The 23,903-nt window shown below is 71.7% G+C and carries 25 protein-coding genes; 11 read left to right on the top strand and 14 right to left on the bottom strand.

Features of this window, described 5'->3' with window-relative positions:
- Nucleotides 1–51: 51 nt before the first annotated feature.
- A complete protein-coding gene (locus AB0917_RS25125) occupies nt 52–327 on the bottom strand; it encodes a GlsB/YeaQ/YmgE family stress response membrane protein (protein WP_366821920.1) in 276 nt (91 codons plus the stop codon).
- 298 nt (nt 328–625) lie between these two features.
- Between AB0917_RS25125 and AB0917_RS25120 the strand changes: the two genes are divergently transcribed.
- Both AB0917_RS25120 and AB0917_RS25115 read left to right on the top strand, forming a co-directional pair.
- Entirely contained in the window at nt 626–1,003 is a 378-nt protein-coding gene (locus AB0917_RS25120; protein WP_366821919.1) for a DUF3099 domain-containing protein, read from the top strand.
- 221 nt (nt 1,004–1,224) lie between these two features.
- Entirely contained in the window at nt 1,225–1,473 is a 249-nt protein-coding gene (locus tag AB0917_RS25115; RefSeq protein ID WP_366821918.1) for a hypothetical protein, read from the top strand.
- A gap of 102 nt (nt 1,474–1,575) precedes the next feature.
- Here the strand turns inward: AB0917_RS25115 and moaA are convergent, their stop codons facing one another.
- The 3 genes from moaA to AB0917_RS25100 all read right to left on the bottom strand — a co-directional run bounded on the left by moaA (nt 1,576) and on the right by AB0917_RS25100 (nt 4,806).
- Nucleotides 1,576–2,565: a GTP 3',8-cyclase MoaA gene (gene moaA / locus AB0917_RS25110; RefSeq protein WP_366821917.1), complete on the bottom strand. Its 990-nt coding sequence runs from the start codon at nt 2,563–2,565 to the stop codon at nt 1,576–1,578.
- Between the two features lie 241 nt (nt 2,566–2,806).
- A complete protein-coding gene (locus AB0917_RS25105) occupies nt 2,807–4,447 on the bottom strand; it encodes a cation acetate symporter (protein WP_366821916.1) in 1,641 nt (546 codons plus the stop codon).
- Nucleotides 4,444–4,806, bottom strand: coding sequence for a DUF485 domain-containing protein (locus tag AB0917_RS25100; RefSeq protein ID WP_366821915.1), 363 nt, complete (start codon nt 4,804–4,806; stop codon nt 4,444–4,446). The genes AB0917_RS25105 and AB0917_RS25100 overlap by 4 nt, the downstream gene beginning before the upstream one ends.
- Before the next feature lie 322 nt (nt 4,807–5,128).
- Here AB0917_RS25100 and AB0917_RS25095 point away from each other — a divergent pair, with 322 nt between their 5' ends.
- On the top strand, nt 5,129–6,667 hold the full coding sequence (locus AB0917_RS25095) for a S8 family serine peptidase (RefSeq protein WP_366821914.1): 1,539 nt from the start codon (nt 5,129–5,131) through the stop codon (nt 6,665–6,667).
- 68 nt (nt 6,668–6,735) lie between these two features.
- On the opposite strand, the gene AB0917_RS25090 is transcribed toward AB0917_RS25095, so the two are convergent.
- Nucleotides 6,736–7,521 (bottom strand): lysoplasmalogenase, encoded by a 786-nt coding sequence (locus tag AB0917_RS25090; protein WP_366821913.1) that lies wholly within the window; start codon nt 7,519–7,521, stop codon nt 6,736–6,738.
- Nucleotides 7,521–8,540, bottom strand: coding sequence for a sterol desaturase family protein (locus AB0917_RS25085; protein WP_366821912.1), 1,020 nt, complete (start codon nt 8,538–8,540; stop codon nt 7,521–7,523). The genes AB0917_RS25090 and AB0917_RS25085 overlap by 1 nt, the downstream gene beginning before the upstream one ends.
- Before the next feature lie 151 nt (nt 8,541–8,691).
- Between AB0917_RS25085 and AB0917_RS25080 the strand changes: the two genes are divergently transcribed.
- The 6 genes from AB0917_RS25080 (at nt 8,692) to AB0917_RS25055 (ending at nt 16,702) form a co-directional block, all read left to right on the top strand.
- Nucleotides 8,692–11,790: an NACHT domain-containing protein gene (locus AB0917_RS25080; RefSeq protein ID WP_366821911.1), complete on the top strand. Its 3,099-nt coding sequence runs from the start codon at nt 8,692–8,694 to the stop codon at nt 11,788–11,790.
- A gap of 54 nt (nt 11,791–11,844) precedes the next feature.
- The gene (locus AB0917_RS25075) at nt 11,845–12,867 is read left to right on the top strand and encodes a DEDDh family exonuclease (protein WP_366821910.1); all 1,023 of its coding nucleotides are present in this window, start codon (nt 11,845–11,847) and stop codon (nt 12,865–12,867) included.
- A 63-nt stretch (nt 12,868–12,930) separates the two neighbouring features.
- Complete coding sequence (locus tag AB0917_RS25070; RefSeq protein ID WP_006123591.1) at nt 12,931–13,164, top strand: hypothetical protein; 234 nt, start codon at nt 12,931–12,933, stop codon at nt 13,162–13,164.
- Nucleotides 13,165–13,245: 81 nt separating this feature from the next.
- A complete protein-coding gene (locus tag AB0917_RS25065; protein ID WP_366821909.1) occupies nt 13,246–14,052 on the top strand; it encodes an SURF1 family protein in 807 nt (268 codons plus the stop codon).
- Between the two features lie 96 nt (nt 14,053–14,148).
- Nucleotides 14,149–15,942, top strand: a complete 1,794-nt coding sequence (locus AB0917_RS25060) for a glycoside hydrolase family 15 protein (protein WP_366821908.1) — start codon at nt 14,149–14,151, stop codon at nt 15,940–15,942.
- A 4-nt stretch (nt 15,943–15,946) separates the two neighbouring features.
- Nucleotides 15,947–16,702, top strand: coding sequence for an SDR family oxidoreductase (locus AB0917_RS25055; protein WP_366821907.1), 756 nt, complete (start codon nt 15,947–15,949; stop codon nt 16,700–16,702).
- Between the two features lie 20 nt (nt 16,703–16,722).
- On the opposite strand, the gene amaP is transcribed toward AB0917_RS25055, so the two are convergent.
- The 5 genes from amaP to AB0917_RS25030 are packed head-to-tail and all read right to left on the bottom strand — an operon-like array spanning nt 16,723 to nt 19,035.
- Nucleotides 16,723–17,310: an alkaline shock response membrane anchor protein AmaP gene (gene amaP, locus AB0917_RS25050; protein WP_366821906.1), complete on the bottom strand. Its 588-nt coding sequence runs from the start codon at nt 17,308–17,310 to the stop codon at nt 16,723–16,725.
- Nucleotides 17,307–17,990, bottom strand: coding sequence for a DUF6286 domain-containing protein (locus AB0917_RS25045; protein WP_366821905.1), 684 nt, complete (start codon nt 17,988–17,990; stop codon nt 17,307–17,309). The genes amaP and AB0917_RS25045 overlap by 4 nt, the downstream gene beginning before the upstream one ends.
- The gene (locus AB0917_RS25040; RefSeq protein ID WP_366821904.1) at nt 17,987–18,334 is read right to left on the bottom strand and encodes a hypothetical protein; all 348 of its coding nucleotides are present in this window, start codon (nt 18,332–18,334) and stop codon (nt 17,987–17,989) included. The genes AB0917_RS25045 and AB0917_RS25040 overlap by 4 nt, the downstream gene beginning before the upstream one ends.
- The gene (locus AB0917_RS25035; protein ID WP_366821903.1) at nt 18,331–18,522 is read right to left on the bottom strand and encodes a hypothetical protein; all 192 of its coding nucleotides are present in this window, start codon (nt 18,520–18,522) and stop codon (nt 18,331–18,333) included. The genes AB0917_RS25040 and AB0917_RS25035 overlap by 4 nt, the downstream gene beginning before the upstream one ends.
- 39 nt (nt 18,523–18,561) lie before the next feature.
- Nucleotides 18,562–19,035, bottom strand: coding sequence for an Asp23/Gls24 family envelope stress response protein (locus AB0917_RS25030; RefSeq protein WP_366821902.1), 474 nt, complete (start codon nt 19,033–19,035; stop codon nt 18,562–18,564).
- Nucleotides 19,036–19,131: 96 nt separating this feature from the next.
- Here AB0917_RS25030 and AB0917_RS25025 point away from each other — a divergent pair, with 96 nt between their 5' ends.
- Entirely contained in the window at nt 19,132–19,944 is an 813-nt protein-coding gene (locus tag AB0917_RS25025; protein WP_366821901.1) for a hypothetical protein, read from the top strand.
- A 67-nt stretch (nt 19,945–20,011) separates the two neighbouring features.
- Here AB0917_RS25025 and AB0917_RS25020 read toward each other — a convergent pair whose 3' ends face one another.
- The 3 genes from AB0917_RS25020 to AB0917_RS25010 form a co-directional block, all read right to left on the bottom strand.
- Nucleotides 20,012–20,803: an enoyl-CoA hydratase/isomerase family protein gene (locus AB0917_RS25020; protein ID WP_366821900.1), complete on the bottom strand. Its 792-nt coding sequence runs from the start codon at nt 20,801–20,803 to the stop codon at nt 20,012–20,014.
- Nucleotides 20,804–20,940: 137 nt separating this feature from the next.
- Nucleotides 20,941–21,162, bottom strand: coding sequence for a helix-turn-helix domain-containing protein (locus tag AB0917_RS25015; protein ID WP_006123601.1), 222 nt, complete (start codon nt 21,160–21,162; stop codon nt 20,941–20,943).
- A gap of 364 nt (nt 21,163–21,526) precedes the next feature.
- Complete coding sequence (locus AB0917_RS25010; protein ID WP_366821899.1) at nt 21,527–23,125, bottom strand: ABC-F family ATP-binding cassette domain-containing protein; 1,599 nt, start codon at nt 23,123–23,125, stop codon at nt 21,527–21,529.
- 358 nt (nt 23,126–23,483) lie between these two features.
- Between AB0917_RS25010 and AB0917_RS25005 the strand changes: the two genes are divergently transcribed.
- Entirely contained in the window at nt 23,484–23,897 is a 414-nt protein-coding gene (locus AB0917_RS25005; protein WP_366821897.1) for a VOC family protein, read from the top strand.
- The last annotated feature ends 6 nt before the right edge of the window (nt 23,898–23,903 follow it).

Here is a 23,903-nt window from a genome sequence, read left to right as displayed (position 1 = left end):
ACACGCTTTTCTCGCGTGTCCGGCCGCGGCGCTGTGCTGTCCGGCCCCAGGTCAGGATCTGCGCTTGTTTCCCCGGATGGACTGCCAGACCGTGTCACCGACACCGACGACGACCACGGCACCGATCAGCTGCAGCAGATGGCGGATCCAGTCGATGCCCTTGGTGTCCTCGACACCGATCCAGCCGGCCACGGCATTACCGAGGATGCTGCCGAGAATGCCGAAGACGGCCGTCAGCCAGAGTGGGATGTCCTGTTTGCCCGGCAGGATCGCCCGTGCGATCACACCGAGCACCAGACCCACGATGATTGCCCACAACCAGCTCATTTCGCCTCCTCGTGCGGCGCGGAGTGCGCGTTCGCCCAGTCTTGGGCGGCCGGGAGCGGGCCGCACTCCGGGCGGGGCCGTACGGGTGGGGCCGTACGGAGGGCCGTACGGGCAGGGTCGTACAGGGGGATCGTCCGGGGCATGGCTGTACGGGCGGGGTCGTACGGGCAGGACGTCCGAGGGCTTCTGCCGGACCCCACCGGAGCGCGCCCCGGTCTCCGGTACGCCGCATGCCGGGCGTACCGTGGATGCGGCCCGGTCCGGGAGCGTCCGGCACACAGATCTGGTGGTGGAACACATGCTGCGGAAGAACGACGAGGTGGAGGTCTTCCGGATCACGAAGGCCCGTCAGGGGCTGGCCGACGACGTGCGGGGCAGGCAGCGGCGCTATGTGATCTCGATGTCCGTGCGTACGGCGGCGGTGGTGCTGGCCGCGGTGCTGTGGAACGTCGAGCGGCATGTCGCGATCGTCGCCCTCGTACTGGGGGTTCTGCTGCCGTACGTGGCGGTGGTCATCGCCAACGCGGGCCGGGAGAACGCCCCTTCGCTGCCCTCGGCCTATCTCACCGCACCGCTGCGGCCCGCCGTGGAGGCGGCTGGGACCACCGATTCCGCCGGGTCCACGGGTCCTGAAGGGCGGGCCGGACGGGTGCCGCCGCCACAGGAGCGCAGCTGAGCCCGCGTGTCCCGCGAAGCTCAGGAAAAGCTCAGATCAATCATGACGTTCCGGTGCACCGCACCCCGGTGCCCGTGACATACTTCAGAGGCGCTCCGCATCCCCCGTCGGAGCGATGGACCGACGCCGGGCAGCTCCCCCCGTGGCTGCCCGGCGTCGCCGTTTCTCCGGCCGGGGATGCGTCGTTCGGTGTGCGGGGCACCTGGCCTAGGCTGGGGTCTGTGATCTTCCCCGAGACATCCGCCGAGAGCGCCGCCGGTACCCCGATCTGTTCCGCCAAGGGCTGCCGGGCCGACGCGGTCTGGGTGCTCGCCTGGAACAACCCCAAGCTGCACACGCCCGAGCGGCGCAAGACCTGGCTGGCCTGCGACGAGCACCGGGAGCACCTCTCGCAGTTCCTGAGCGTACGGGGCTTCCTCAAGGACGTCGTGGCGTTCGCCGACTGGGAGTCCGGGGCCGACACGGCCTGAACGGATGGGGAGCCCGAGGCCGAACGGACGAGGGGTCCAGGGCCGAGGCTGTCCGTCCGGGGCCGGCACTCGGGGCTCTCCCGGTCGGGAACGGGCCGCACGTCAGCCGCCGATCGCCGACATCGGGCGGTCGGGCTGCAGGAAGGACGGGTCGTCCAGTCCGGAGCCCGCCTTCTTGCCCCACATGGCGACCTTCCAGAGCTCGGCGATCTCCTCGTCCGGCGCCTCCGAGCGCAGGGCGGAGCGCAGGTCCGTCTCCTCGCGGGCGAAGAGGCAGGTGCGGATCTGGCCGTCGGCGGTGAGCCGGGTGCGGTCGCAGGCGCGGCAGAACGGGCGGGTGACCGAGGCGATCACGCCGACGCGGTGGGGGCCGCCGTCGACGCTCCAGCGCTCGGCGGGGGCGGAGCCGCGGGCCTCGTCGTCCTCGGGGGCGAGGGTGAAGCGGGTGCGCAGCGAGGTGAGGATGTCACCTGCGGTGATCATGCCGTCGCGCTTCCAGCCGTGCTGGGCGTCCAGGGGCATCTGCTCGATGAAGCGGAGCTCGTAGTCGTTGGCCACGGCCCAGGCCAGCAGCTCGGGGGCCTCGTCATCGTTGAGTCCCGGCATGAGGACGGAGTTGACCTTCACCGGGGTGAGGCCGCACTCGCGGGCGGCTTCGAGGCCTTCCAGGACGTCCTTGTGGCGGTCGCGGCGGGTGAGGGTCTTGAAGACGTCGGGGCGCAGGGTGTCCAGCGAGACGTTGACCCGGTCGAGGCCTGCGACCTTGAGGGCGGCGGCGGTCCGCTTGAGTCCGATGCCGTTGGTCGTGAGGGACATGCGCGGGCGCGGGGTGAGCGCGGCGCACTGCTCGACGATGGAGACGAGGCCGGGGCGGAGCAGGGGCTCCCCTCCGGTGAAGCGGACCTCGGTGATGCCGAGGGTGGTGACGGCGATGCGGATCAGGCGCACGATCTCGTCGTCGGAGAGCAGCTCGCTCTTGCCGAGCCACTGCAGGCCCTCTTCCGGCATGCAGTAGGTGCACCGCAGATTGCACTTGTCGGTCAGTGACACGCGCAGGTCGGTGGCGACCCTGTCATAGGTGTCGATGAGCACGGTGGCTCTCCTCCCCCGGTGGTGTCGCGGTCGCTCGGCCGGGCCCTCGGCCCGGTCGGGACGGTGGCCCTGCCAAGACTCTGGCTTTTCCCTCGTTGACTCCTCCGAGCCTACGTGAGACCTGTGACATCGCAGGGGCCCGTTTGCCACGAGGTGCGGCCGGGCCGCGTCGTAGGACTGTACGACGCGGCCCGCGCCTCGTGGTGGGCGATGAGCCGAACGGCTCGGTGAATTCTCTCTCTCAGTGCGCTCCGGTGCCGGTGAGGGACTTGACCTCCAGCTCGGCGTACTTGTCCGTGTCGGGCTTCTCCTTGGAGATCAGCGAGCCGACCCAGCCGAGCAGGAAGCCGAGCGGGATCGAGATCAGGCCGGGGTTCTCCAGCGGGAACCAGGCGAAGTCGACACCCGGGAACATCGAGGACGGCTTCGAGGAGACGACCGGCGAGAAGAGCACCAGCAGGACGGAGGAGGCGAGTCCGCCGTAGATGGACCAGAGGGCCCCCTGGGTGGTGAACCGCTTCCAGAAGAGGCTGTAGAGGATCGTCGGCAGGTTGGCGGAGGCGGCGACCGCGAAGGCGAGGGCGACCAGGCCGGCCACGTTGAGGTCGCGGGCGAGCGCGCCCAGCGCGATGGAGACGACGCCGATGGCGACGGTGGCCCAGCGGGCGGCGCGGACCTCCTCCTTCTCGGTGGCCTTCCCCTTGCGGATCACGTTGGCGTAGATGTCGTGCGCGAAGGACGAGGAGGAGGCGAGGGTGAGTCCGGCGACGACGGCCAGGATGGTCGCGAAGGCGACGGCGGAGATCACCGCGAGAAGGATGGCGCCGCCGGTGGACCCGGAGCCGCCGCCGATCTCCAGGGCGGCGAGTGGCGCCGCCGTGTTGCCCGCCTTGTTCGAGGCGATGATGTCGTCGGGATTGAGGATCGCCGCGGCGCCGAAGCCGAGCACGATCGTCATCAGGTAGAAGGCGCCGATGATGCCGATCGCCCAGTTCACGGACTTACGGGCGGCCTTGGCGGTGGGCACGGTGTAGAAGCGGATCAGGATGTGCGGCAGGCCCGCGGTGCCGAGGACCAGGGCGATGCCCAGCGAGATGAAGTCCAGCTTGGAGATGCCGTCGACGCCGTACTTCAGACCGGGCTCCAGGAACGCCGCGCCCTTGCCGCTGTTGCTGGCGGCCGTGCCGAGCAGGTCGGAGATGTTGAAGTTGAACTTCAGCAGGATCAGGAAGGTGATGAGCAGGGTGCCCGCGATGAGCAGGACGGCCTTGACCATCTGCACCCAGGTGGTGCCCTTCATGCCGCCGATGGTGACGTAGAGGATCATGAGCACGCCGACCAGGGCGACGATGACGATCTTCCCGAAGTCGCTGGTGATGCCGAGCAGCAGCGAGACGAGGACGCCCGCACCGGCCATCTGGGCCAGCAGGTAGAAGATCGAGACGACGATGGTGGACGTACCGGCGGCGGTGCGCACGGGGCGCTGGCGCATCCGGTAGGCGAGGACGTCGCCCATGGTGTAGCGGCCGGAGTTGCGCAGCGGTTCGGCGACCAGGAGCAGGGCGACGAGCCAGGCGACGAGGAAACCGATGGAGTAGAGGAAGCCGTCGTATCCGAAGAGGGCGATGGCGCCCGCGATGCCCAGGAAGGACGCCGCGGACATGTAGTCGCCGGAGACCGCGAGCCCGTTCTGGAAGCCGGTGAACTGGCGCCCGCCCGCGTAGAAGTCGGCGGCGCTCTTGGTCTGGCGGCCCGCCCACACGGTGATGAAGAGGGTCGCGACGACGAACGCGGCGAAGAGGGTGATGATCAGCGGCCGGTGCTCGCTCGCCCCCTCGGCGGCGAGCTGGACGGTCGGGTAGAGGGTGTGGGCGGCGCTCATGCGTCGGCCTCCATACGGGACTTGATCGCTTCGGCCTTCGGGTCGAGCTTGGTGGCGGCGTGCCGGGAGTAGAGCCAGGCGATGAGGAAGGTGGTGGCGAACTGGGCGAGGCCCAGGACGAGCGCCACGTTGATGTTGCCGACGACCTTGGTGCTCATGAAGCCGCCCGCGTAGTTGCAGAGCAGGACGTAGAGCAGGTACCAGGCGACGAAGCCGACGGTGAGCGGGAAGGCGAAGGAGCGGAACGAGCGGCGCAGGTCGGCGAACTCGGCACTCGCCTGCACCGTGTTGAAAGCCTCGGCGGTGGGCTGGGCAGGGCTGGTGTCGCGGCCCTCGGGCGGCGGTGCATCGGTAGCCACGGAATCTCCTCGCGACGCGGGTGCGGTGATCTGGGGGACGGCGGGGGACATGGGAGGCCTCGCTTGCCTGGTGACGGTGGTGTGCCTCCTGGACAACGGCACGGAGGGTGCGGCGAAGCGGTTCACCGGATCTTTCGCCTTCTCGGCGTCACCCCGGTGTCCTGAACTCACCCGTTCGCATGCGACCGCGCAGCACACTCTTCGAACTCACTTGCGCGTAAACGTTGATGTGCCGGGAAGATCAGCGATAACTTCACTCGCCATGTACGCGACCGAACACGCCAGGTGTCCGGTCGACCGGCACGGATGATGTGGAGACCCCATGGCTCATCTGGCATCGAGACGGAAGCGCGCGCTGGCGCTGCCGCTCGGACTCGCGCTCGTCACCTCGCTCGGCTTCCTGCCCGCGGCGGCGGCCACGGCGGCGCCCACCGGCGCACCGGCCGCCGCGCCCCCGCGGACCGACGGGCCGAAGCTGAGCTACGTCGTCAACACCGGCGGCAGCCACTCCGCCGTCGAGCAGGTGAAGAAGGCCATCACGCAGGCCGGCGGCACGGTCGTCATCGCCTACGAGCAGATCGGCGTGATCGTCGCCCACTCGCAGAACCCCGCCTTCGGCGAAACGATTCGGCGCGTACGGGGCGTGGAGTCGGCCGGCGCGACCCGGACCAACCCGATCGTGCCGCAGGCCACGGAGGACGTCGGCGCCATGGCGCAGCCGCTGACCGGGGCCCAGGCGGCGGCCTCCGCCGCGCGGGCCGCGGCCGACGAGGACCCGCTGGAGCCGCTTCAGTGGTCGCTGCCCGCGATCAAGGCGGACAAGGCGCACCAGAAGTCGCTCGGCTCGCAGCGGGTCACGGTCGCCGTCATCGACACGGGCGTCGACGACACCCACCCGGACCTGGCACCCAACTTCGACCGCGCCGCCTCCGCCAACTGCGCCTCGGGGGCCCCGGACACCACCGCCGGCGCCTGGCGACCGGCGGCGGGCGAGAGCGACCACGGCACCCATGTGGCGGGCACCATCGCCGCGGCGAAGAACGGCTTCGGGGTCACCGGTGTGGCGCCGGGCGTGAAGGTCTCCGGCATCAAGGTCTCCACCCCGGGCGGCTACTTCTACACCGAGGCCGTCGTCTGCGGCTTCGTCTGGGCGGCCGAGCACGGCGTCGACGTGACGAACAACAGCTACTACACCGACCCCTGGCAGTTCGCCTGCAAGAACGACCCGGACCAGGCCGCCCTGGTCGAGTCCCTCTCCCGCGCGGTGAAGTACGCCGAGCGCAAGGGCACGGTCAACGTGGCCGCCGCGGGCAACTCCCGCCGCGACCTGGCCTCCCGCGCGATCGAGGACCAGGCCAGCCCGAACGACTCCGAGGCGGTCACCCGGACGATCGACCCGCGCGTCTGCCCCATCATCCCGAGCATGCTGCCGGGCGTCGTGACGGTCTCCGCGACGGGTGCCAAGGGCCTGAAGTCCTCGTTCTCCAACTACGGCAAGGGCATCATCGACGTGGCCGCCCCGGGCGGTGACTCGACGGTCTACCAGACCCCCGAGCCGCCGGCCGTCAACGGGCTGATCCTCTCCACGCTGCCGGACGGCAGGTTCGGCTACAAGGCCGGTACGTCGATGGCCTCCCCGCACGTCTCCGGCGTCGTGGCCCTGATCAAGTCCCGCCACCCCTACGCCTCGCCTGCCGCGGTGAAGGTGCTGCTGGGCCTCCAGGCGGACGCGAAGGCGTGCGGCGCGCCGTACGACATCGACGGCGACGGCACCGTCGACGCGGTCTGCGAGGGCACCAAGCTCTACAACAGCTTCTACGGGGCCGGAGTGGTGGACGCACTGGACGCGGTCCGCTGGTAGGCGTGTGACCGAGCGAGCAGCGAGGGCCCGGGGGGTGTTCTCCCCGGGCCCTCGCCGTGCGGCACCGCTCAGGGCCGGTGCGCCGGCCGGGCCGTGGCTCCGCCCCTCGCCCCTGCCGTGAGCACCCCGAGGGCGAGCAGGAACTGTGCGGCGATGTAGGTGAGCATCACCCAGAAGTCGGGGGCGGGCAGCCGGGGCCACTCGGCGATCCCGGTGGCGATGAGGGCGTCGGAGAGCAGGAAGAGCGCCCCGCCGGCCGCCGCGTACCGGCCGAGGACACCGGCCCGCCAGGCCGTCGCGGTGAGCAGCAGGCTGTAGCCGGTCAGCGGGGCGCGCAGCTCCGCCGGGAGGTCGGGCCAGATCAGGACGAGGAAGACGGCGAGGACGGTGCCGTAACCGATCGCCGTGACCAGCGGCGTACGGGCCCGGCCCAGGGACCGGTCTCGGTCCGGGCCTCGGTTTCGGCCTCGGCCTCGGCCGAAGAGCGTCAGGTAGCAGACATGGCCGACGGCGAAGGAGCCCATCCCGAGGAGGAACGCCAGGTCGTTGTCGGCGAGCAGGAACACATCACCGCCCCACCCGAACAGCAGGGCGGCGACCAGCAGCCGGGGACCGCCCCGGACGGCGGCGTACCCGGCGAGCAGCGGCATCAGCAGCGGCTTGGCGACCAGGTGGACGACGTCGATACCGGCGATGAGCCCGGCCAGGTCGACGGCGGCGGCGACCAGGAAGGCGAGGAGCAGCGGGCGGGCCAACCGCCCGGCCCCTGCCGTGCCCGGACCTCCCGAACGTCCCGGACCTCCCGGACCGCGAGGGCCTTCCGGCCGGGCGGGGTGGGACGCGGTGGCGCTCATCAGGTGCGTTCCGGGGCCGGGGCGGGGGCGGGGGCTTCGGCCCGTACGGGAACGGGTTCGGGCACTTCGACACGTACGGGAGCGGCTACGGCCCCGCCGGGTCCCGGCGTGGCGGCTCCCGGCCCGGCGAGTCCCGGCCCGGCGGGTCCCGGCGTGGCGCCTCCCGGCCCACCGGCTCCCCGCCTCGCGGCGGGTTGCCAGCCCGGCCCGCGGAAGACCCGCCCGGCGCGCTCGCTCCAGCTCCCGGCGGCCCGGAGGTCCCGGGCGATGGCGGCGTACTCGTGCGTGGCCACGCGCAGCGGGTTGTGGGTGGCGATGTTCTTGGTGAGTCCGTAGACGGGCCGCTCGGTCTCGGCCGCGAAGGACCCGAACACCCGGTCCCAGATGATCAGGATGCCGCCGTAGTTGCGGTCCAGGTAGCTGCCCTGCGAGGCGTGGTGGACGCGGTGGTGGGAGGGCGTGTTGAGGACGTACTCGAAGGGGCGCGGGAGCTTGCCGACGCGTTCGGTGTGGACCCAGAACTGGTAGACGAGGTTGGCCGACTGGCAGAAGGCGAGCGCCGCCGGGTGCACCCCGCAGGCCACCATCGGCAGGTAGAAGGGCCAGACGGTGGCGGAGGTCCAGGGCTGGCGCAGCGCGGTGGTGAGGTTGAACTTCCGGCTGGAGTGGTGGACCACGTGGCAGGCCCACAGGATCCGGATGACGTGGTGGCCGCGGTGGGACCAGTAGTAGAAGAAGTCCTGGGCCAGGAGCATCAGCAGGACGGTCCACCACAGCACGGGCACCCGCAGCGGTGTCAGCTCGTAGACCCCCATGTAGACGGCCAGGATGGGGATCTTCCACAGCAGGTCGAAACCGAGGCTGCCCAGGCCCATGGTGAGGCTGGTGGCGGCGTCCTTGGTGTCGTACCCGGCGGCGTCCTCGTCCGGGTGGAGGCGGTAGCTGACCATCTCGATCACGGTGAGCAGCACGAAGGCCGGTATCGACCACAGCACGACATCGGGCAGGTTCGGCTCCATGCGAGCACCGTAGGGCCGCCGGTCGGTGAGGGCTAGACGTTGTTACCCACAAGTATGCGAGACCTGTTGTCAGCAGTCTTTGGCACCTTCTGCCAAAGGGAGCGGGCCGTAGGATCTGTGGGACGCGCGTCGTCTAGGGGGAGGAACGCTCGTGTCCGGTACGGAAGTTGCCCTGATCCGGCTGGCCACGACGGTGGCCGGCGCGGCCACCAGGGCCCTGCTGACCGCGAAGCCGGGCGCGGGTCTGGTCCCGGACCCGGTCCGCCCGCTCCCCCGCCCGCCGAAGCCGGACCGGCTGGCGAAGGTGCTGGCGGGGCGGCTGGACGGCTCCTACGCGGACCTCCCCGAACACGAGCGGCTCGCCGCGCTCACCTCCGTACAGGACACGTTCGCGGCGGCGGGCGACCTGGCCGCCGCCGACCGGCTCTTCGCGCTGGAGCTGGATGCGGAGCGGCTGCGCGCGGAGCTGTCGGCCCCCGCCGCCGGGCTCTCGCAGCGCGCCCTGGACCTGTACGAGGACCTCCTCGGCCGCTGCTGCGCGCACCTGGTGGACCAGCTGACCGCCCACCCGTCGTTCGCGGCGCGGGCGGCGGTGGAGCAGGTCCGTGCGGCGGGGCGGACGCGGGAGCTGGTGGAGGACGTCCGGGCCCGGGTCGGCCCGCGCCCGGACGCGGCGGACCTGGAGTTCGAGGCGCGGTACGCGGAGTTCATGGCGACGGCCAACAGCCGGGTGGAGCTGTTCGGGCTGACGCTGGGGAGGTCGGCGGGCGGGTGGCCGCTGGAGACGGCGTACATCGGTCTCGAGGTCAGCGGGGAGTACGAGAACACCGACCCGCACGGCCTGGATCATCCGGTCCGGACCACGGTCAGGATCGAGCAGGCCCTCGGTGAGCGGGACCGGCTGGTGCTGCGCGGGCCCGCCGGCTCCGGCAAGAGCACGCTGGTGCAGTGGCTGGCGCTGAACGCGGCCCGGCGGACGTTCGGGAGCGAGCTGGCGGACTGGAACCGGTGCGTTCCCTTCGTGCTGCGTCTGCGCGCCTTCACGGCTCGGGAGTCGCTGCCCTCCCCGGAGGAGTTCCTGCGGGCGGCCGGAGTCCCGCTGGGCGGATCGGCCCCGGCCGGCTGGGCGGACCGAATGATGCGGCAGGGCCGGGCGCTGGTCCTGGTCGACGGGGTCGACGAGGTGCCGGAGCGGCTGCGCAAGCGCACCGAACGCTGGCTGAAGGACCTGATCGTCGCCTATCCACGGGCCAAGTACGTGGTGACGACCCGCCCCACCGCCGTCCCCGAGACCTGGCTCTCCGCCTCCGGCTTCGAGCCGCACACGCTGCTGGCGATGGGCCGGGAGGACGTGCGCGCCTTCATCGGCCACTGGCACCGGGCGGCCCGCTCGGAGTGCCGGTCCCAGGAGGAGCGCGCCGAGCTGGACCGTTACGAGAGCGCCCTGCGCCGGGCGGTCGGCACCCGCCGGGACCTGGGGCTGCTCGCGACGAACCCGCTGATGTGCGCCCTGCTCTGCGCGCTGAACCGGGACCGCCGGATGCAGCTGCCCCGGGCCCGCAAGGAGCTGTACGACGCCGCCCTGGACATGCTGCTCATGCGGCGCGACACGGAGCGCGAGATCACCGGGGTGGAGGGCGTCGACCTGACCCGCGGGGAGCAGACGGCGCTGCTCCAGCGCCTGGCGTACTGGCTGATCCGCAACGGGCTGGCGGAAGCCCGGCAGGACGAGGCGGTGGCCCTGCTCACGGAGTGGCTGCGGGCCATGTCCCAGGTCCGGGGCGCCCCCGGCCAGGTCTTCACCCACCTCCTCAACCGCAGCGGCCTCCTCCGCGAACCGGCCCCCGGCTCGGTGGGGTTCGTGCACCGCACGTTCCAGGACTACCTGGGCGCCAAGGCCGCGGTGGAGGCCCGCGACTTCGGCGTCCTGGTCAACCACGCCCACGAGGACCAGTGGGACGACGTGGTCCAGATGGCGGTGGGGCACGCCCGGCCGGACGAGCGGGCGTCCCTGCTGACGGCCCTGCTGGAGCGGGCGGACATGGAGCCGGAGCACACGCACCGGCTGGTGCTGCTGGCGGCGGGGAGCCTGGCCCATGCGCCGGAGCTGGACGCGGGGGTGCGGGAGGAGGTGGAGCGGCGGACGGGGAGGCTGTTGCCGCCGGAGAGCGACGCATCCGTCGACGGACTGGCGCACGTCGGAGATCTCGCCCTGGAGCTGCTCTCGTCGATGCTCGACGACCTGACGGAGCGGCAAGCTTCAGCCGTGGTGCGAACGGCTGCGGCGGTGGGCGGAGACAGAGCATACGAACTGATCAGACAGTTCCGGGACGACGAGCGACTACTGGTGGCTTACCAGGTGTCCATGGCCTGGGAACAGTTCGACGCGGATCGCTATGCGCGTGAGGTGATGGCCGCCCGTACCTGGCACGACATAACCGCTTACGCGAAGACCGGCGCGCAGCTGTCCGCGCTGCGCCACCTACCTCGTCTGAGCAGCGCACACGTCACAGGCAGCCACCACGACCTGTCACCGGTGACGTCCCGGCCGGACGTGGAACGGGTCTTTGTGTGGCGCAACAGGTTGCTCACCGACGTGCATCCCATCGCGGCGATGCCCCAGCTACGCAAGGTCGGCCTGAGTAGTTGTCCGCACGTTCAGAGCATCGCTGCACTCGCACGCCCCGGCCTGCAGTCACTTTCTCTCGTTGAACTCCACCACACCTTGGATCCTTCGCCCATCGCAGACATGCCGGATCTGCGACATCTCGCGCTCGGCCACGCCTTTTCCCTCGGCAGCATCGGTGAGCTTCCCCGGTGCGAGCAGGTCACCGTACTCGAACTACTCCCTGAGGCCGGAAACCTGAACCTGAATGGTCTCGAGCATTGGGGCAGTCTGCGGGAGTTGCGCCTCTCCAGCAGCGCCCACGTGCAGCAACTCAGCCGCTCCCCATCGCTGCACGGCCTGGAGGAGTTACGCCTCCTCCAGATACAGAACCTGGACCTACGGCTGACGACGCCTCTCTCCCAGTTACGCACCCTTCAGATAACACGGTGCCATCTGCCCCTGGGCCTCGCCACCCTCACGGCCCTCCCGTCACTCACGTTGATCCGTCTCCTGGGCAGTGACGTGCCCATCGACCTCACCCCCCTCGCCGCCTCCGAGCACCTGACCATCCACCTGGCCCACGACACCAAAGCCACCGGCACCGAACTCTTCCCGCCCGGACGCATCGTCCACCTCCCCTGACCCCGTCCCCGGGGCGGCCGAATAGGGGACTGTCAGTCGCGGCCCGTATTCTCTGTGACCATGCTCGACGACCGCCAGACAGCCGCACCGTGGCCGACCGCCTACCCCCAGGGGTACGCGGTCGTCGACGTGGAGACCACCGGCCTCGCCCGCGACGACCGGATAGTGTCCGCCGCCGTCTACCGGCTGGACGCCCTCGGCAATGTCGAGGACCACTGGTACACGCTCGTGAATCCCGAGCGCGACCCCGGGCCCGTCTGGATCCACGGGCTGACGAGCGACGTGCTGGCAGGTGCGCCGCTCTTCCCCGAGGTCGCCGCCGAGCTGTCGGCGCGGCTGGCGGACCGGGTGCTCGTCGCGCACAACGCGGCGTTCGACTGGTCGATGATCGCCCGGGAGTACGCCCGCGCCTCGGTGGTCGCCCCGGTCGAGCAGCGGCTGTGCACGATCGCGCTCGCCAAGGAGCTGCGGCTGCCGCTGCCCAACCACAAGCTGGCCTCCCTCGCCGCGCACTTCGGCGTCGTGCAGCAGCACGCCCACCACGCCCTGGACGACGCCCGGGTGCTGGCCGAGGCGTTCCGGCCGAGTCTGCACGCGGCGGCCCGGGGCGGGGTGCGGCTGCCGCTGCTGGAGTGCCGGCCGCTGACCGAGTGGTCGGACTCCCCCGTCGCCCCGCGCGTCGGGTACCAGCCCTTCCGGCAGCCGAACAGCTGGCGGCCCTCGCGCAAGCGGCCGGCCTGCCCGTACCCCAATCCGGGGCGGTACGAGAAGGAGAGGCCGCTGAAGCAGGGGATGCGGGTGGCGTTCTCCGGGGACACCTCGATCGACCGGGAGCTGCTGGAGGACCGGGCGGTGGAGGCGGGTCTGCATGTGGCGACCAGCGTGTCGCGGCTGACCAGTCTGCTGGTGACCAACGACCCGGACGCGGCGACGTCCAAGACGCAGAAGGCGAAGGCGTTCGGCACGCCGATCGTGGACGAGAGCGCCTTCACCCATCTGCTGCGCGATGTGGCGCCCGCCGCCCCGGGCGCGGCGGGCTCGGTGCCGCCGCAGGCACCGCCACCGTCATCGGAGTGAACCGGGTGCGACTCGCCCGGTGTCCGCTCGCCCGGCGCCGCCGGGCGTCCCACCCTGTGGCGCATGGCACGTTGTGAGGTTTGCGGAAACGACTACGGCATGTCCTTCGAGGTGCACGCACAAGGTGCGGTGCACGTCTTCGACTGCTTCTCCTGCGCCATCCACCGCATGGCGCCGATCTGCGAGCACTGCCGGGTCCAGGTGATCGGGCAGGGCGTCGAGGCCGACGGCCACTGGTACTGCGGCGCCCACTGCGCCCGCGCCGAGGGGAAGGCGGGCATCGTGGACAAAGTGTGACGGATCCATCCGGTGCCGGGCCGACCGCCCCGGCACCCCCCTGAGTGCCGCACCCCATGACCGCGGTTGTACGGTCATGGGGTGTACCGCTTCCTGTTGACCCGGCAGTGGGTGATCCTCACCCTCCTGGCCCTCGTACTGATGCCGACGATGGTCGAGCTGGGGTTCTGGCAGTTGCACCGGCACCAGCACCGGGTCGCGCAGAACGAGCTGATCTCGCGGAACGTCGAGGCGCAGCCGGTCCCGGTCACCGATCTCACCTCCCCCGGCCACACCGTCCCGCGCGCCGACTACTGGCGGGCGGTGACCGCGACGGGCACGTTCGACACCGAGCACGAGGTGGTGGTCCGCCGCCGTACGGCCGACGACGACCGGATCGGCGTCCACGTGCTGACCCCCCTGGACCTGAGGGACGGGGGTACGGTCCTGGTCAACCGGGGCTGGGTCCCCGCCGCGCCGAACCAGAGGGACTACCCGGACGTGCCGCCCGCCCCCCGGGGCGAAGTGACCGTCACCGGGCGGCTCAAGGCGGACGAGACGACCGGCAGCAGCGGCATCAAGGACCTGGCGGGGCTGCCCGACCGGCAGGTGATGCTGATCAACGGCGAGCAGCAGGCCCATCTGCTCTCCCGCGAGGTCCTCGGCGGGTACATCGAGCAGACCGCTCCGAAGCCCTCGGGCGGGCTGCCCGAGCAGATCGCCTCCCCCGACGACAGCTCGATCGGCGCGCACATGGCGTACGCCGTCCAGTGGTGGCTGTTCGTCGCCGCGGTCCCGGTCGGCTGGATCATCCTCGTACGGCGGGAGAAGCGCGACCGCGAGGAGGCCGCCGCGAAGGGCGAGCCGGCCGACGACCCCTCCGAGCAGCCACAACCCGCGAGCGCCTGAGCGCCTGCCCGGTCGCGAGCCCTCCAGCAGGCCCTGAGAGCTCCGGCACACCGGCGGGCTGGTTGACGGGGGTCCGGTTCGGGAACACGCCAGAGCGTGACCCCACGCATCGAGGACTACGCCCTGATCGGCGATCTGCAGACCGCCGCGCTCGTCGGCAGGAACGGTTCCATCGACTGGCTCTGTCTGCCCCGCTTCGACTCCGGCGCCTGTTTCGCGGCCCTGCTCGGCACCGAGGAGAACGGCCACTGGCGCATCGCCCCCCGGGGCGCCAGGCCCGCGGACACCTGCGCCCGGCGCGGCTACGCGGGTGACTCCCTGGTCCTGGAGACCTACTGGGAGACCCGGACCGGCACGGTCAAGGTCACCGACTTCATGCCGCAGCGCGACAAGTCGCCCGACGTGATGCGGATCGTCGAGGGCGTCAGCGGCACCGTCGACATGAGCTCCGTCCTGCGGCTGCGCTTCGACTTCGGGTCCGTGGTGCCCTGGGTGCGCCGCTCGCACGGCCACCGGGTCGCCATCGCGGGGCCCGACTCCGTCTGGCTGCGCAGCGAACCGCCGGTCAAGACGTGGGGCCAGCAGTTCAGCACCTGCTCCTCGTTCACCGTCACCGAGGGCGAGAGCGTGGCGTTCGTCCTCACCTGGCACCCCTCGCACTCGCAGCGGCCGAAGCTGATCGATCCGTACAAGGCCCTGAAGCACACGCTGCACGACTGGGCGAAGTGGACCGACGGCTGCACCTACGAGGGCCCCTACCGTGAGGCGGTGCTGCGCTCGCTGATCACCCTGAAGGCGCTCACCTACGCCCCGACGGGCGGCATCGTGGCGGCCCCGACCACCTCGTTGCCGGAGGAGATCGGTGGCGTACGGAACTGGGACTACCGCTTCTGCTGGCTGCGGGACGCCACCTTGACCCTGGGGGCGATGGTCTCGGCCGGCTATCTGGAGGAGGCGGCGGCCTGGCGCGACTGGCTGCTGCGGGCCGTGGCCGGGGACCCGGCGGACCTCCAGATCATGTACGGGCTCGGGGGCGAGCGCCGGCTCCCCGAGATGGAGCTGCCCTGGCTCGCCGGGTACGAGAACTCCCGTCCGGTGCGCATCGGCAACGCGGCGGTCCGCCAGCGCCAGCTCGATGTGTACGGGGAGGTCATCGACGCGCTCCGGCTCGCCCACGAGGCCGGCCTGGGCGACAAGCCGCACGCCTGGAACCTCCAGCTCAGCCTGCTCGGCTTCCTGGAGTCGAGCTGGCGCGAGCCGGACGAGGGGCTGTGGGAGATCCGCGGTGCGCGGCGGCACTTCGTGCACTCCAAGGTGATGGCGTGGGTCGCCGCCGACCGGGCGGTCCGCTCGCTGGAGGAGAACCCCGAGCTGCCCGGTGACGCGGACCGCTGGCGGGCGATGCGGGACGCCGTGCACGCCGAGGTCTGCGAGAAGGGGTACGACCCCGAGCGGAACACCTTCACCCAGTCCTACGGGTCCAAGGAGCTGGACGCCGCCACGCTGCTCATCGTTCGGACCGGGTTCCTGCCGCCGGAGGACCCCCGGGTCATCGGCACGGTCGACGCGGTCCGCGCCGAGCTGGGCAGCGACGGGCTGGTCCGCCGCTACAGCACCGAGGGCGTCTCCGTCGACGGACTGCCCGGCGGCGAGGGGGCGTTCCTGGCCTGCTCGTTCTGGCTGGTCGACGCGTTGCAGCGGATCGGCAGGCACGGTGAGGCGCGGGAGCTGTTCGAGCATCTGCTGGAACTCCGCAACGACCTGGGGCTGCTGGCCGAGGAGTACGACGTCACGGCCGGGCGGCAGCTGGGCAACTTCCCCCAGGCGTTCAGCCACATCGGACTGGTCAACTCCGCGGTCGACCTCGCCGGGGTGGACCCGGCAGGATAGGGCCATGGATCTTGGACTGAAGGACCGCGTGTACATCGTCACCGGCGCGACCCGGGGCCTCGGCAACGCCACGGCGCGGGCCCTGGCCGCCGACGGTGCAAAGGTGATCATCACCGGCCGGGACGCGCGGAGCGTCGAGGAGGCCGCCGCCGAGCTGGGGCCCCACGCCGTCGGCCTCGCCGCCGACAACGCCGACCCGAGCGCCGCCCAGCGGCTGGTGGACACGGCCCGGGAGCGGTTCGGGCGGCTCGACGGCGTGCTCATCAGCGTCGGCGGGCCCGCGCCCGGCTTCGTCGCCGACAACACCGACGACCAGTGGCAGACGGCCTTCGAGACGGTGTTCCTCGGCGCGGTCCGGCTCGCCCGGACGACGGCCGCCGCGCTGGGCGAGGGCGGCGTGATCGGTTTCGTCCTCTCCGGGTCGGTGCACGAGCCGATCGCCGGACTGACCATCTCCAACGGGCTGCGCCCCGGTCTCGCCGGTTTCGCCAAGTCGCTCGCCGACGAGCTGGGGCCGCGCGGCATCCGGGTCGTCGGGGTGCTGCCCGCCCGCATCGACACCGACCGCATCCGTGAACTGGACGCGCTCTCGGGCGACGCCGAGGCGGCCCGTACGGCCAACGAGGCACGCATCCCGCTGCGGCGCTACGGGACGCCGGAGGAGTTCGGGAAGACCGCGGCCTTCCTGCTCTCCCCCGCCGCCTCCTACCTGACCGGGATCATGGTGCCGGTCGACGGCGGGTCGCGGCACGGGTTCTGACCGAGCCCGCCCCCGGGCCGTCAGGAGACCCGCTCCGCCCGGTGCTTGACGGCCCGCAGCCGGACCTCGGCCGGCAGCTCGTCCAGCCCGGCCGACTCGCGGGTGTGGGCCAGGGCTCCGTCGGCCACCGCCTTCAGGGCCCGGCCGGGGGCGGCGTGCGGCTCCATCGTCAGGCGGATCCGGGCCCGCGGCTCGGTCCGGCGGCCGGTCAGGGCCGCCTGGGCGCGGGCCACCCCGTCCACCTCGCCCGCCTCGTCGGCGAGCACGCCCTCCAGCGCCCGGCCGCGTACCCGCGCGCCTTCGCCGTCGCCGCTGTCCACCAGCACCTCGGCGAGGCGGCCGCGCCGGAGCTGGGCGAGGAACCACCACAGGGCGAGGACGACCAGGACGGCGAGGACCGCGATCACGGTCGGCCACCACCAGCCCTCGTCGCGCCAGCGGCCCCGGTCGGCCGCGCTGAGAAGCACGTCGTTCTTGCCGTCCCAGGGCCACCAGGACGGCAGGGAGGCGCCGAGGCCGGCGGCGAGCGCCGATCCGCCCAGGGCGATCAGCAGGAGCCCGGCCAGGGCCAGCAGGATCCGGTTGACGGTGGAGCGCATGCCGCTCATCCCTTCTTCGCCGGTCGGTGCACCTGGACGGAGAGGCCGGGCTGCCTCGCCAGGCCCAGTTCCTGGACGGCCCTGCCGAGCACGGTGTCCAGGTCGCCGCGTACGTCGTCGAGTTCCCGGAAGTGCGCCAGGGCGCGCACCTTCGCCTTCTTGCGCCCCATCCGGACCCGGACGGACTGCACCCCGGGCACCTCCACGGCCCGGTCCCGCAGGACCAGTTCGGCGGCGGTGCGGTCGAGTCCGGCGCGCACGTCGGGGCGGTCTCGCCGCATCGGCAGCAGATGGCGCAGCCCGGGGGTGAGGGCCAGCAGGAGCAGCCAGAGGCCGAGCAGCGCCGCGACGCCGGCCCCGATGAGCACCGCGACATCGTCGAGGTGCCGCTCCGCGAGGCCGTCGGCCAGCGAGCGCCGCCACTGCATGGCCGGGTGCCCGGCCCGTACGGCGGCGATGTCGTAGAGCAGCAGCCCGGCGGCGCCCAGGAGCACCAGGGCCAGCAGGGCGGCCGGCACCCTGCGCGCGGACCAGAAGCGGCCGGCCCGGCCGCCGCCCTGTTCCAGGGTGGGGACCGGCTCGTGGGCGCCCGGGGCGGCGCCCTGGGCGGGTGTGTGCCTCTCGCCGCCGTCCTGGTCCACCGTGGGCATGCGCCGGGTGGAGCCGGTGGGTTCGCCGGGTTCGGTCATCGGATCCTCCCCTGTGCTCCACTCGTGGCCGGGTACAGCCGTTCGACCTGGACGGCCACTTCGGGCACCTCCATGCCCGCCAGTGTCCTGACCCGCTGGGCGACCCGGCTCCGTACGGCACCGCACTGGCGGCCGATGTCGCAGGGGTAGCCGAGCTCCAGGCTGACCCGTACGCGGGCGGTGTCCCGGTGCACGGTGACCGTGGCACGCGGGGAGGCCCCGTTCCCGGGCGGTTCGTCGACGGCTTCCTTCGCTGCCTGCGCGGCGATCTTGGCGACGACCCGGTCGGCGATCCGGGTCTCGCCCCGTTCGGCGGCGGCGACCCGCCCGGTCACCGCCGTCACCGTCGCCGGTCGTCGCGCTCGCGACTCCGGAAGAAGTCGCCGGGTTCCAGGTCACCGTCCAGGAAGCGGCCGGCGATGAAGCCGATCGCGCCCAGCGCGGCCACCAGTACGAATGCTCCGAATCCGCCGAAATAACCGGCGAATGCGAGCGCCATGCCAGTCAGCAGACCAGCGACAGCCATGCTCATCGTCTCTCCTCAACTGCCTTGCGATGGGGAACCCTGGACCTACTGGAGGCGCTGCTGGTCGTCGTCGTCCTCGTCGTCCTCCTCATCGGGGAGCTTGACGTCGCTGACGGCGATGTTGACCTCGACGACCTCGAGGCCCGTCATCCGCTCGACCGCCGCGATGACGTTCTCGCGTACGTCGCGGGCGACGTCGGAGATCGCCACGCCGTAGTCGACGACGATCTCCAGGTCGAGTGCGGTCTGCACCTCGCCGACCTCGGCCTTCACCCCGCGGGTGACGGACTTGCCGCCGCCGGGGACCCGGTCGCGGACCGCGCCGAAGGTCCGGGACAGGCCGCTGCCCATGGCGTGGACGCCGACCACGTCGCGTGCGGCCATTCCGGCGATCTTCTCGACGACGCCGTCGGCGATGGTGGTACGGCCTCGGGTGCCGGGGTCGCCGCCGCCTCGCTTGCTCAGAGGGGGCTTGCCCGAACCGCTGTCGGGGCTGTTGCGCTGGGGGGTCTCAGTCATCGCCGCTCTTCCCTTCGGGGCGGGGTCTGGTACTTCCTTTGCCCACGTTAAGTGCGCTTGCCCGGTCCCGCGCCGTGGATACGGCAGGGTGGGGGCATGACGACGGAGCGGAGCCCGCAGAGGGCAGACGGATGGACGGCTGCGGTACGGCAACGGCTGGGCCTCGGCAGACTGCTCCCCCTGGGCGGTGCCGTGGACGGCGCCTGGATCGCGGAGACGGCGGCGGCCTCGGTGCTGCGCGGTACGGGCGTGCCGGGAGCGGTGCTGGGGACGCTGAGGATCGGGCCGGCCCGGATGTCCGCCGGTACGGATACGGGGACGGAGCCGCATCGCCCGGCGGGCACGGGCGGCCCGGACGGGGCGGGCCCGGCGGGAGCAGGCGGCCCGGCGGAGGCGGGACCGGCCGTGCCTCCCGCGCCGCCGAGCGGTCTGCCGCCCGGTCCGCTGCGGATCGAGGCGGAGTTCCGGGCGGCCGGGGACCGGCCGCTGCCCGACGCGGCGGCCGCCCTGCGCGCGGCGCTCGTCACGGCGGCCGCCGCCCGGCTCGGCCTGGAGGTCGCGGAGGTGGACCTGCGGGTGACGGCATTGCTCGAGGGCGGTACGCCCGATCAGGTGACGGAGCCGGCCGCGGCGCCCGCCACGCCGGTGCCGGTCCCGGATGCGAAGGTGGATGCGAAGGCGGAGGGCCCGGTCGCGGTGGCCGCCGCCGGAGTGCCGGGCGTCGTCTCGCTGACCCGGGTGCTGGGCAGTGCGGTGCACACCGCCGCCGACCACATCCGGGTCGAGGTGGCGACGGCCGGTGACCACCGGGCCCTCGATGTGGCCCGGTCGGTACGCACGGCGGTGTCGGCGGCCGCGGCGGACGGGCTGCCGGTGTCGGTGCTGGTCACCGAGGTGGTGGACGCGTAGGCAGTCGCCGCCGGGCCCGGGGCGGGTCCGTGTCCGGCCCGAGCCGGTCGCCACCGGGCCCCGGGCGTCAGTCGGTGATGCCCGCCAGGTCGCGCAGCCTGCGGCCCTGCGCGGCGCGCTCGGCGGTGCGCTGCTCCTCGTACGTTCGCGAGAGAGCGCCGGCCAGCAGGGCCTTGGTCTCCACGACGGCGTCGCGGGGGGCGGAGAGCAGCGCGGCGGCCAGGTCGCGGGCGGCGGCGTCGAGCTGGTCGGCGGGGACCACGAGGTTGGCGAGGCCGGTGCGCTCGGCCTCCTCGGCGTGCACGAACCGCCCGGTGGCGCAGATCTCCAGCGCGCGGGCGTACCCCACGAGGCTCACCAGGGGGTGGGTGCCCGTGAGGTCGGGGACGAGACCGAGGCTGGTCTCACGCATGGCGAACTGCACGTCCTCGGCGACGATCCGCAGGTCACAGGCGAGGGCGAGCTGGAAGCCGGCGCCGACGGCGTGGCCCTGGACCGTGGCGATCGACACGAGGTCGTTGCGGCGCCACCAGGTGAACGCCTCCTGGTACGCGGCGATGGTCGCGTCGAGCTCCGCCTCCGAGCCGCGCGCCATGTCGAGGAAGGACGGCTCGCCGTCGAACCCCTCAGGAGTGAACGCCTGCCGGTCCAGGCCCGCGGAGAAGGACTTGCCCTCGCCACGGAGCACCACGACCCGGACATCGCCGGGCAGCACCCGTCCGGCCTCGGTCAACGCCCGCCACAGAGCGGGGGACTGCGCGTTGCGCTTGGCCGGGTTGGTGAGCGTCACCGTGGCGACCGTGTCGTCGACGGTGAGCCGTACGCCGTCCTTGTCGAGCACAGGGTCGAGCGAGGTCATGGGGTGCCTCCGGATCGGGTGCAGTCAGCACTCAGAAACTAAGTGACTGAACAGTAACCACCCGGTCGGCCTCACGGTCGGCCGGGTGGTCACCCCGAATTCCGATGAGCCCCGGGGCCTGCCCCACCCGTAGGCGCTCAGGCCGAAGCGGCCTTCTTGCCTCGTGTGGCTCCGCCGCGTCCTCGCAGCGTCACTCCGGACTCACTGAGCATCCGGTGGACGAACCCGTAGGAGCGGCCGGTTTCCTCGGCCAGCGCCCTGATGCTCGCACCGGAGTCGTACTTCTTCTTCAGGTCTGCCGCGAGCTTGTCACGCGCGGCGCCGGTCACCCGGCTGCCCTTCTTCAGAGTCTCGGCCACCCGTGCCTCCTCTATGGGAAGTGCGCTCTGGACTCTCATGATCACCCCTCCCGCGCTTCCTGGCCACCCATTCGGCAAGGTCGATGTGACCGGATTGCGGACCGAAGAGCGCCCGGACACGATCGGAATCCTGTATTCCGGGCGCTCATATGGGCACACGGCGCCTACCGGCGAAAGAACCGGCAGGTCAGGGCCGTACGGAGAGGGAGGTGCCGGAAGAGGGCGCGCGACGGGTGAGCGGCGGGCGCGCCACCGGGGTACGAGACATCCTCACGCAGATGATGGATCACACGTAGGCCGAATGATCTATCCGGAGAGGATCGGTGACCTCTTCAAAGGGGGCCGACCCTCCCTCCGGAAAGGATCAGGCGAGGGCGACGAGGTCCCGGTAGTCGGCACCCCAGAGGTCCTCGACACCGTCCGGGAGCAGGATGATGCGCTCCGGCTGGAGCGCCTCGACCGCTCCCTCGTCGTGGGTGACCAGGACGACGGCGCCCTTGTAGGTGCGCAGCGCGCCGAGGATCTCCTCGCGGCTGGCGGGGTCGAGGTTGTTCGTCGGCTCGTCGAGCAGGAGCACGTTGGCGGAGGAGACGACCAGGGTCGCGAGCGCGAGCCGGGTCTTCTCGCCGCCGGAGAGCACCCCGGCCGGCTTGTCGACGTCGTCACCGGAGAAGAGGAACGAGCCGAGCGTCTTGCGGACCGCGACGAGGTCGAGGTCGGGCGCGGCGGAGCGCATGTTCTCCAGGACGGTGCGCTCCGGGTCGAGGGTCTCGTGCTCCTGGGCGTAGTAGCCGAGCTTGAGGCCGTGGCCCTCGATGACCTGGCCGGTGTCGGGCTTCTCGGCGCCGCCGAGCAGGCGCAGCAGCGTGGTCTTGCCGGCGCCGTTGAGGCCGAGGATGACGACGCGGGAGCCCTTGTCGATGGCGAGGTCGACGTCGGTGAAGATCTCCAGCGATCCGTACGACTTCGACAGCCCCTCCGCCATCAGCGGGGTCTTGCCGCAGGGCGAGGGGTCGGGGAAGCGCAGCTTGGCGACCTTGTCGGAGACCCGCACGGCCTCCAGGCCCGAGAGCAGCCGGTCGGCGCGCTTGGCCATGTTCTGGGCGGCGACGGTCTTGGTGGCCTTGGCGCGCATCTTGTCGGCCTGCGCGTTGAGGGTGGCGGCCTTCTTCTCGGCGTTCTGGCGCTCGCGCTTGCGGCGCTTCTCGTCCGCCTCGCGCTGCTGCTGGTAGAGCTTCCAGCCCATGTTGTAGACGTCGATCTGCGAGCGGTTGGCGTCGAGGTAGAAGACCTTGTTGACCACGGTCTCGACGAGCTCGACGTCGTGGGAGATCACGACGAAGCCGCCGCGGTAGGACTTGAGGTAGTCGCGCAGCCAGACGATCGAGTCGGCGTCCAGGTGGTTGGTCGGCTCGTCCAGGAGCAGGGTGTCGGCGTCCGAGAAGAGGATCCGGGCCAGCTCGACCCGGCGGCGCTGGCCGCCGGAGAGCGTGTGCAGCGGCTGGCCGAGCACCCGGTCGGGGAGGCTGAGCGCGGCGGCGATGGTGGCGGCCTCCGCCTCGGCGGCGTACCCGCCCTTGGTGAGGAACTCCGTCTCCAGGCGCTCGTACTTCTTCATCGCCTTCTCGCGGGTGGCGCCCTTGCCGTTGGACATCCGCTCCTCGTTCTCGCGCATCTTGCGCAGGATCTCGTCGAGACCCCGGGCGGAGAGGATGCGGTCGCGGGCGAGGATCTCGAGGTCGCCGGTGCGCGGGTCCTGCGGGAGGTAGCCGACCTCGCCGGAGCGGGTGATGGTGCCGCCGGCGGGGGTCCCCTCGCCGGCGAGGCACTTGGTGAGGGTGGTCTTGCCCGCCCCGTTGCGGCCGACGAGGCCGATGCGGTCGCCCTTGGCGATACGGAAGGAGGCGGACTCGATGAGGATGCGGGCGCCGGCGCGCAGCTCGATGCCGGAGGCGGTGATCACGGAAAAACTCCAGGGCAGTTCGGGACGGCGGAGGGACGAGGGCGGAGGTCTCTCGACGCCGCTAATGCGCAAGGAGAATGGCCATAGGCCCCAGTCTACCGGCGGTGCGCAACTCCTTTTCCTCGTGCCCGCCGGGGCGCGTTCTCCGCGTGCCCGCCGGGGCGAACCGTCCGATACTCGGCGCAGGGCCGCACCACGCCGCCCGCCCCGCGCCAGGGGGCGGCACGCCTGTGGGCGAGCCGACGGACCGGCCGCCGGGGACGCGTTTCGTAAGGGCGTTGTCAGTGGCCGGTGGGAGACTGAGACGCAGATCACAGCAGACGGCACGGATGTACGGACGTCAGGAGAGGTGAGTGCGATGGCAGGCGTGACGAAGGGTGTTCCGACGATCTATCCGACGGTCCTCTACGACGACGCGAGGGCCGCGATCAGGACGTTGACGGAGGGCTTCGGCTTCACCGAGGAAGCGGTCCACGAGGGTGAGAACGGCAGTGTGCTGCACGCCGAGCTGTCCTGCGGCAACGGCGGGGTGATGCTCGGCTCCAAGGGGCGTGAGGGGGTGTTCGCGCGGGCGATGGCGGGCGCGGGCCCGACGGGGGTGTACGTGGTGGTGGACGAGGTGGACGAGCACTTCGCCCGCGCCCGGGAGTTCGGCGTGGAGATCCTGATGGAGCCGACGGACCAGGACTACGGCTCGCGGGACTACATGGCGCGGGACGCCGAGGGCAATGTGTGGAGCTTCGGGACGTACGCCCCGGGGTCCGCCGGCTGAGCGGCG

The organism is Streptomyces sp. NPDC007346, assembly GCF_040703535.1.
In the GTDB taxonomy this organism is placed as follows: Bacteria; Actinomycetota; Actinomycetes; order Streptomycetales; family Streptomycetaceae; genus Streptomyces.
The sequence above is the reverse complement of the archived record's forward strand: the minus strand, read 5'-3'. Positions and strand labels throughout refer to the sequence as shown.

Excerpts from the sequence above, each read along its gene's own strand:
- AB0917_RS25020 (WP_366821900.1), bottom strand. The coding sequence starts at position 20,803 with ATGACCTCGCTCGACCCTGTGCTCGACAAGGACGGCGTACGGCTCACC.
- AB0917_RS25035 (WP_366821903.1), bottom strand. The coding sequence starts at position 18,522 with ATGAGCATGGCTGTCGCTGGTCTGCTGACTGGCATGGCGCTCGCATTC.
- AB0917_RS25055 (WP_366821907.1), top strand. The coding sequence starts at position 15,947 with ATGGATCTTGGACTGAAGGACCGCGTGTACATCGTCACCGGCGCGACC.
- AB0917_RS25045 (WP_366821905.1), bottom strand. The coding sequence starts at position 17,990 with ATGACCGAACCCGGCGAACCCACCGGCTCCACCCGGCGCATGCCCACG.
- AB0917_RS25120 (WP_366821919.1), top strand. The coding sequence starts at position 626 with ATGCTGCGGAAGAACGACGAGGTGGAGGTCTTCCGGATCACGAAGGCC.
- AB0917_RS25095 (WP_366821914.1), top strand. The coding sequence starts at position 5,129 with ATGGCTCATCTGGCATCGAGACGGAAGCGCGCGCTGGCGCTGCCGCTC.
- AB0917_RS25025 (WP_366821901.1), top strand. The coding sequence starts at position 19,132 with ATGACGACGGAGCGGAGCCCGCAGAGGGCAGACGGATGGACGGCTGCG.
- AB0917_RS25105 (WP_366821916.1), bottom strand. The coding sequence starts at position 4,447 with ATGAGCGCCGCCCACACCCTCTACCCGACCGTCCAGCTCGCCGCCGAG.
- AB0917_RS25005 (WP_366821897.1), top strand. The coding sequence starts at position 23,484 with ATGGCAGGCGTGACGAAGGGTGTTCCGACGATCTATCCGACGGTCCTC.
- AB0917_RS25070 (WP_006123591.1), top strand. The coding sequence starts at position 12,931 with ATGGCACGTTGTGAGGTTTGCGGAAACGACTACGGCATGTCCTTCGAG.
- amaP (WP_366821906.1), bottom strand. The coding sequence starts at position 17,310 with ATGAGCGGCATGCGCTCCACCGTCAACCGGATCCTGCTGGCCCTGGCC.
- AB0917_RS25030 (WP_366821902.1), bottom strand. The coding sequence starts at position 19,035 with ATGACTGAGACCCCCCAGCGCAACAGCCCCGACAGCGGTTCGGGCAAG.
- AB0917_RS25125 (WP_366821920.1), bottom strand. The coding sequence starts at position 327 with ATGAGCTGGTTGTGGGCAATCATCGTGGGTCTGGTGCTCGGTGTGATC.
- AB0917_RS25085 (WP_366821912.1), bottom strand. The coding sequence starts at position 8,540 with ATGGAGCCGAACCTGCCCGATGTCGTGCTGTGGTCGATACCGGCCTTC.
- AB0917_RS25090 (WP_366821913.1), bottom strand. The coding sequence starts at position 7,521 with ATGAGCGCCACCGCGTCCCACCCCGCCCGGCCGGAAGGCCCTCGCGGT.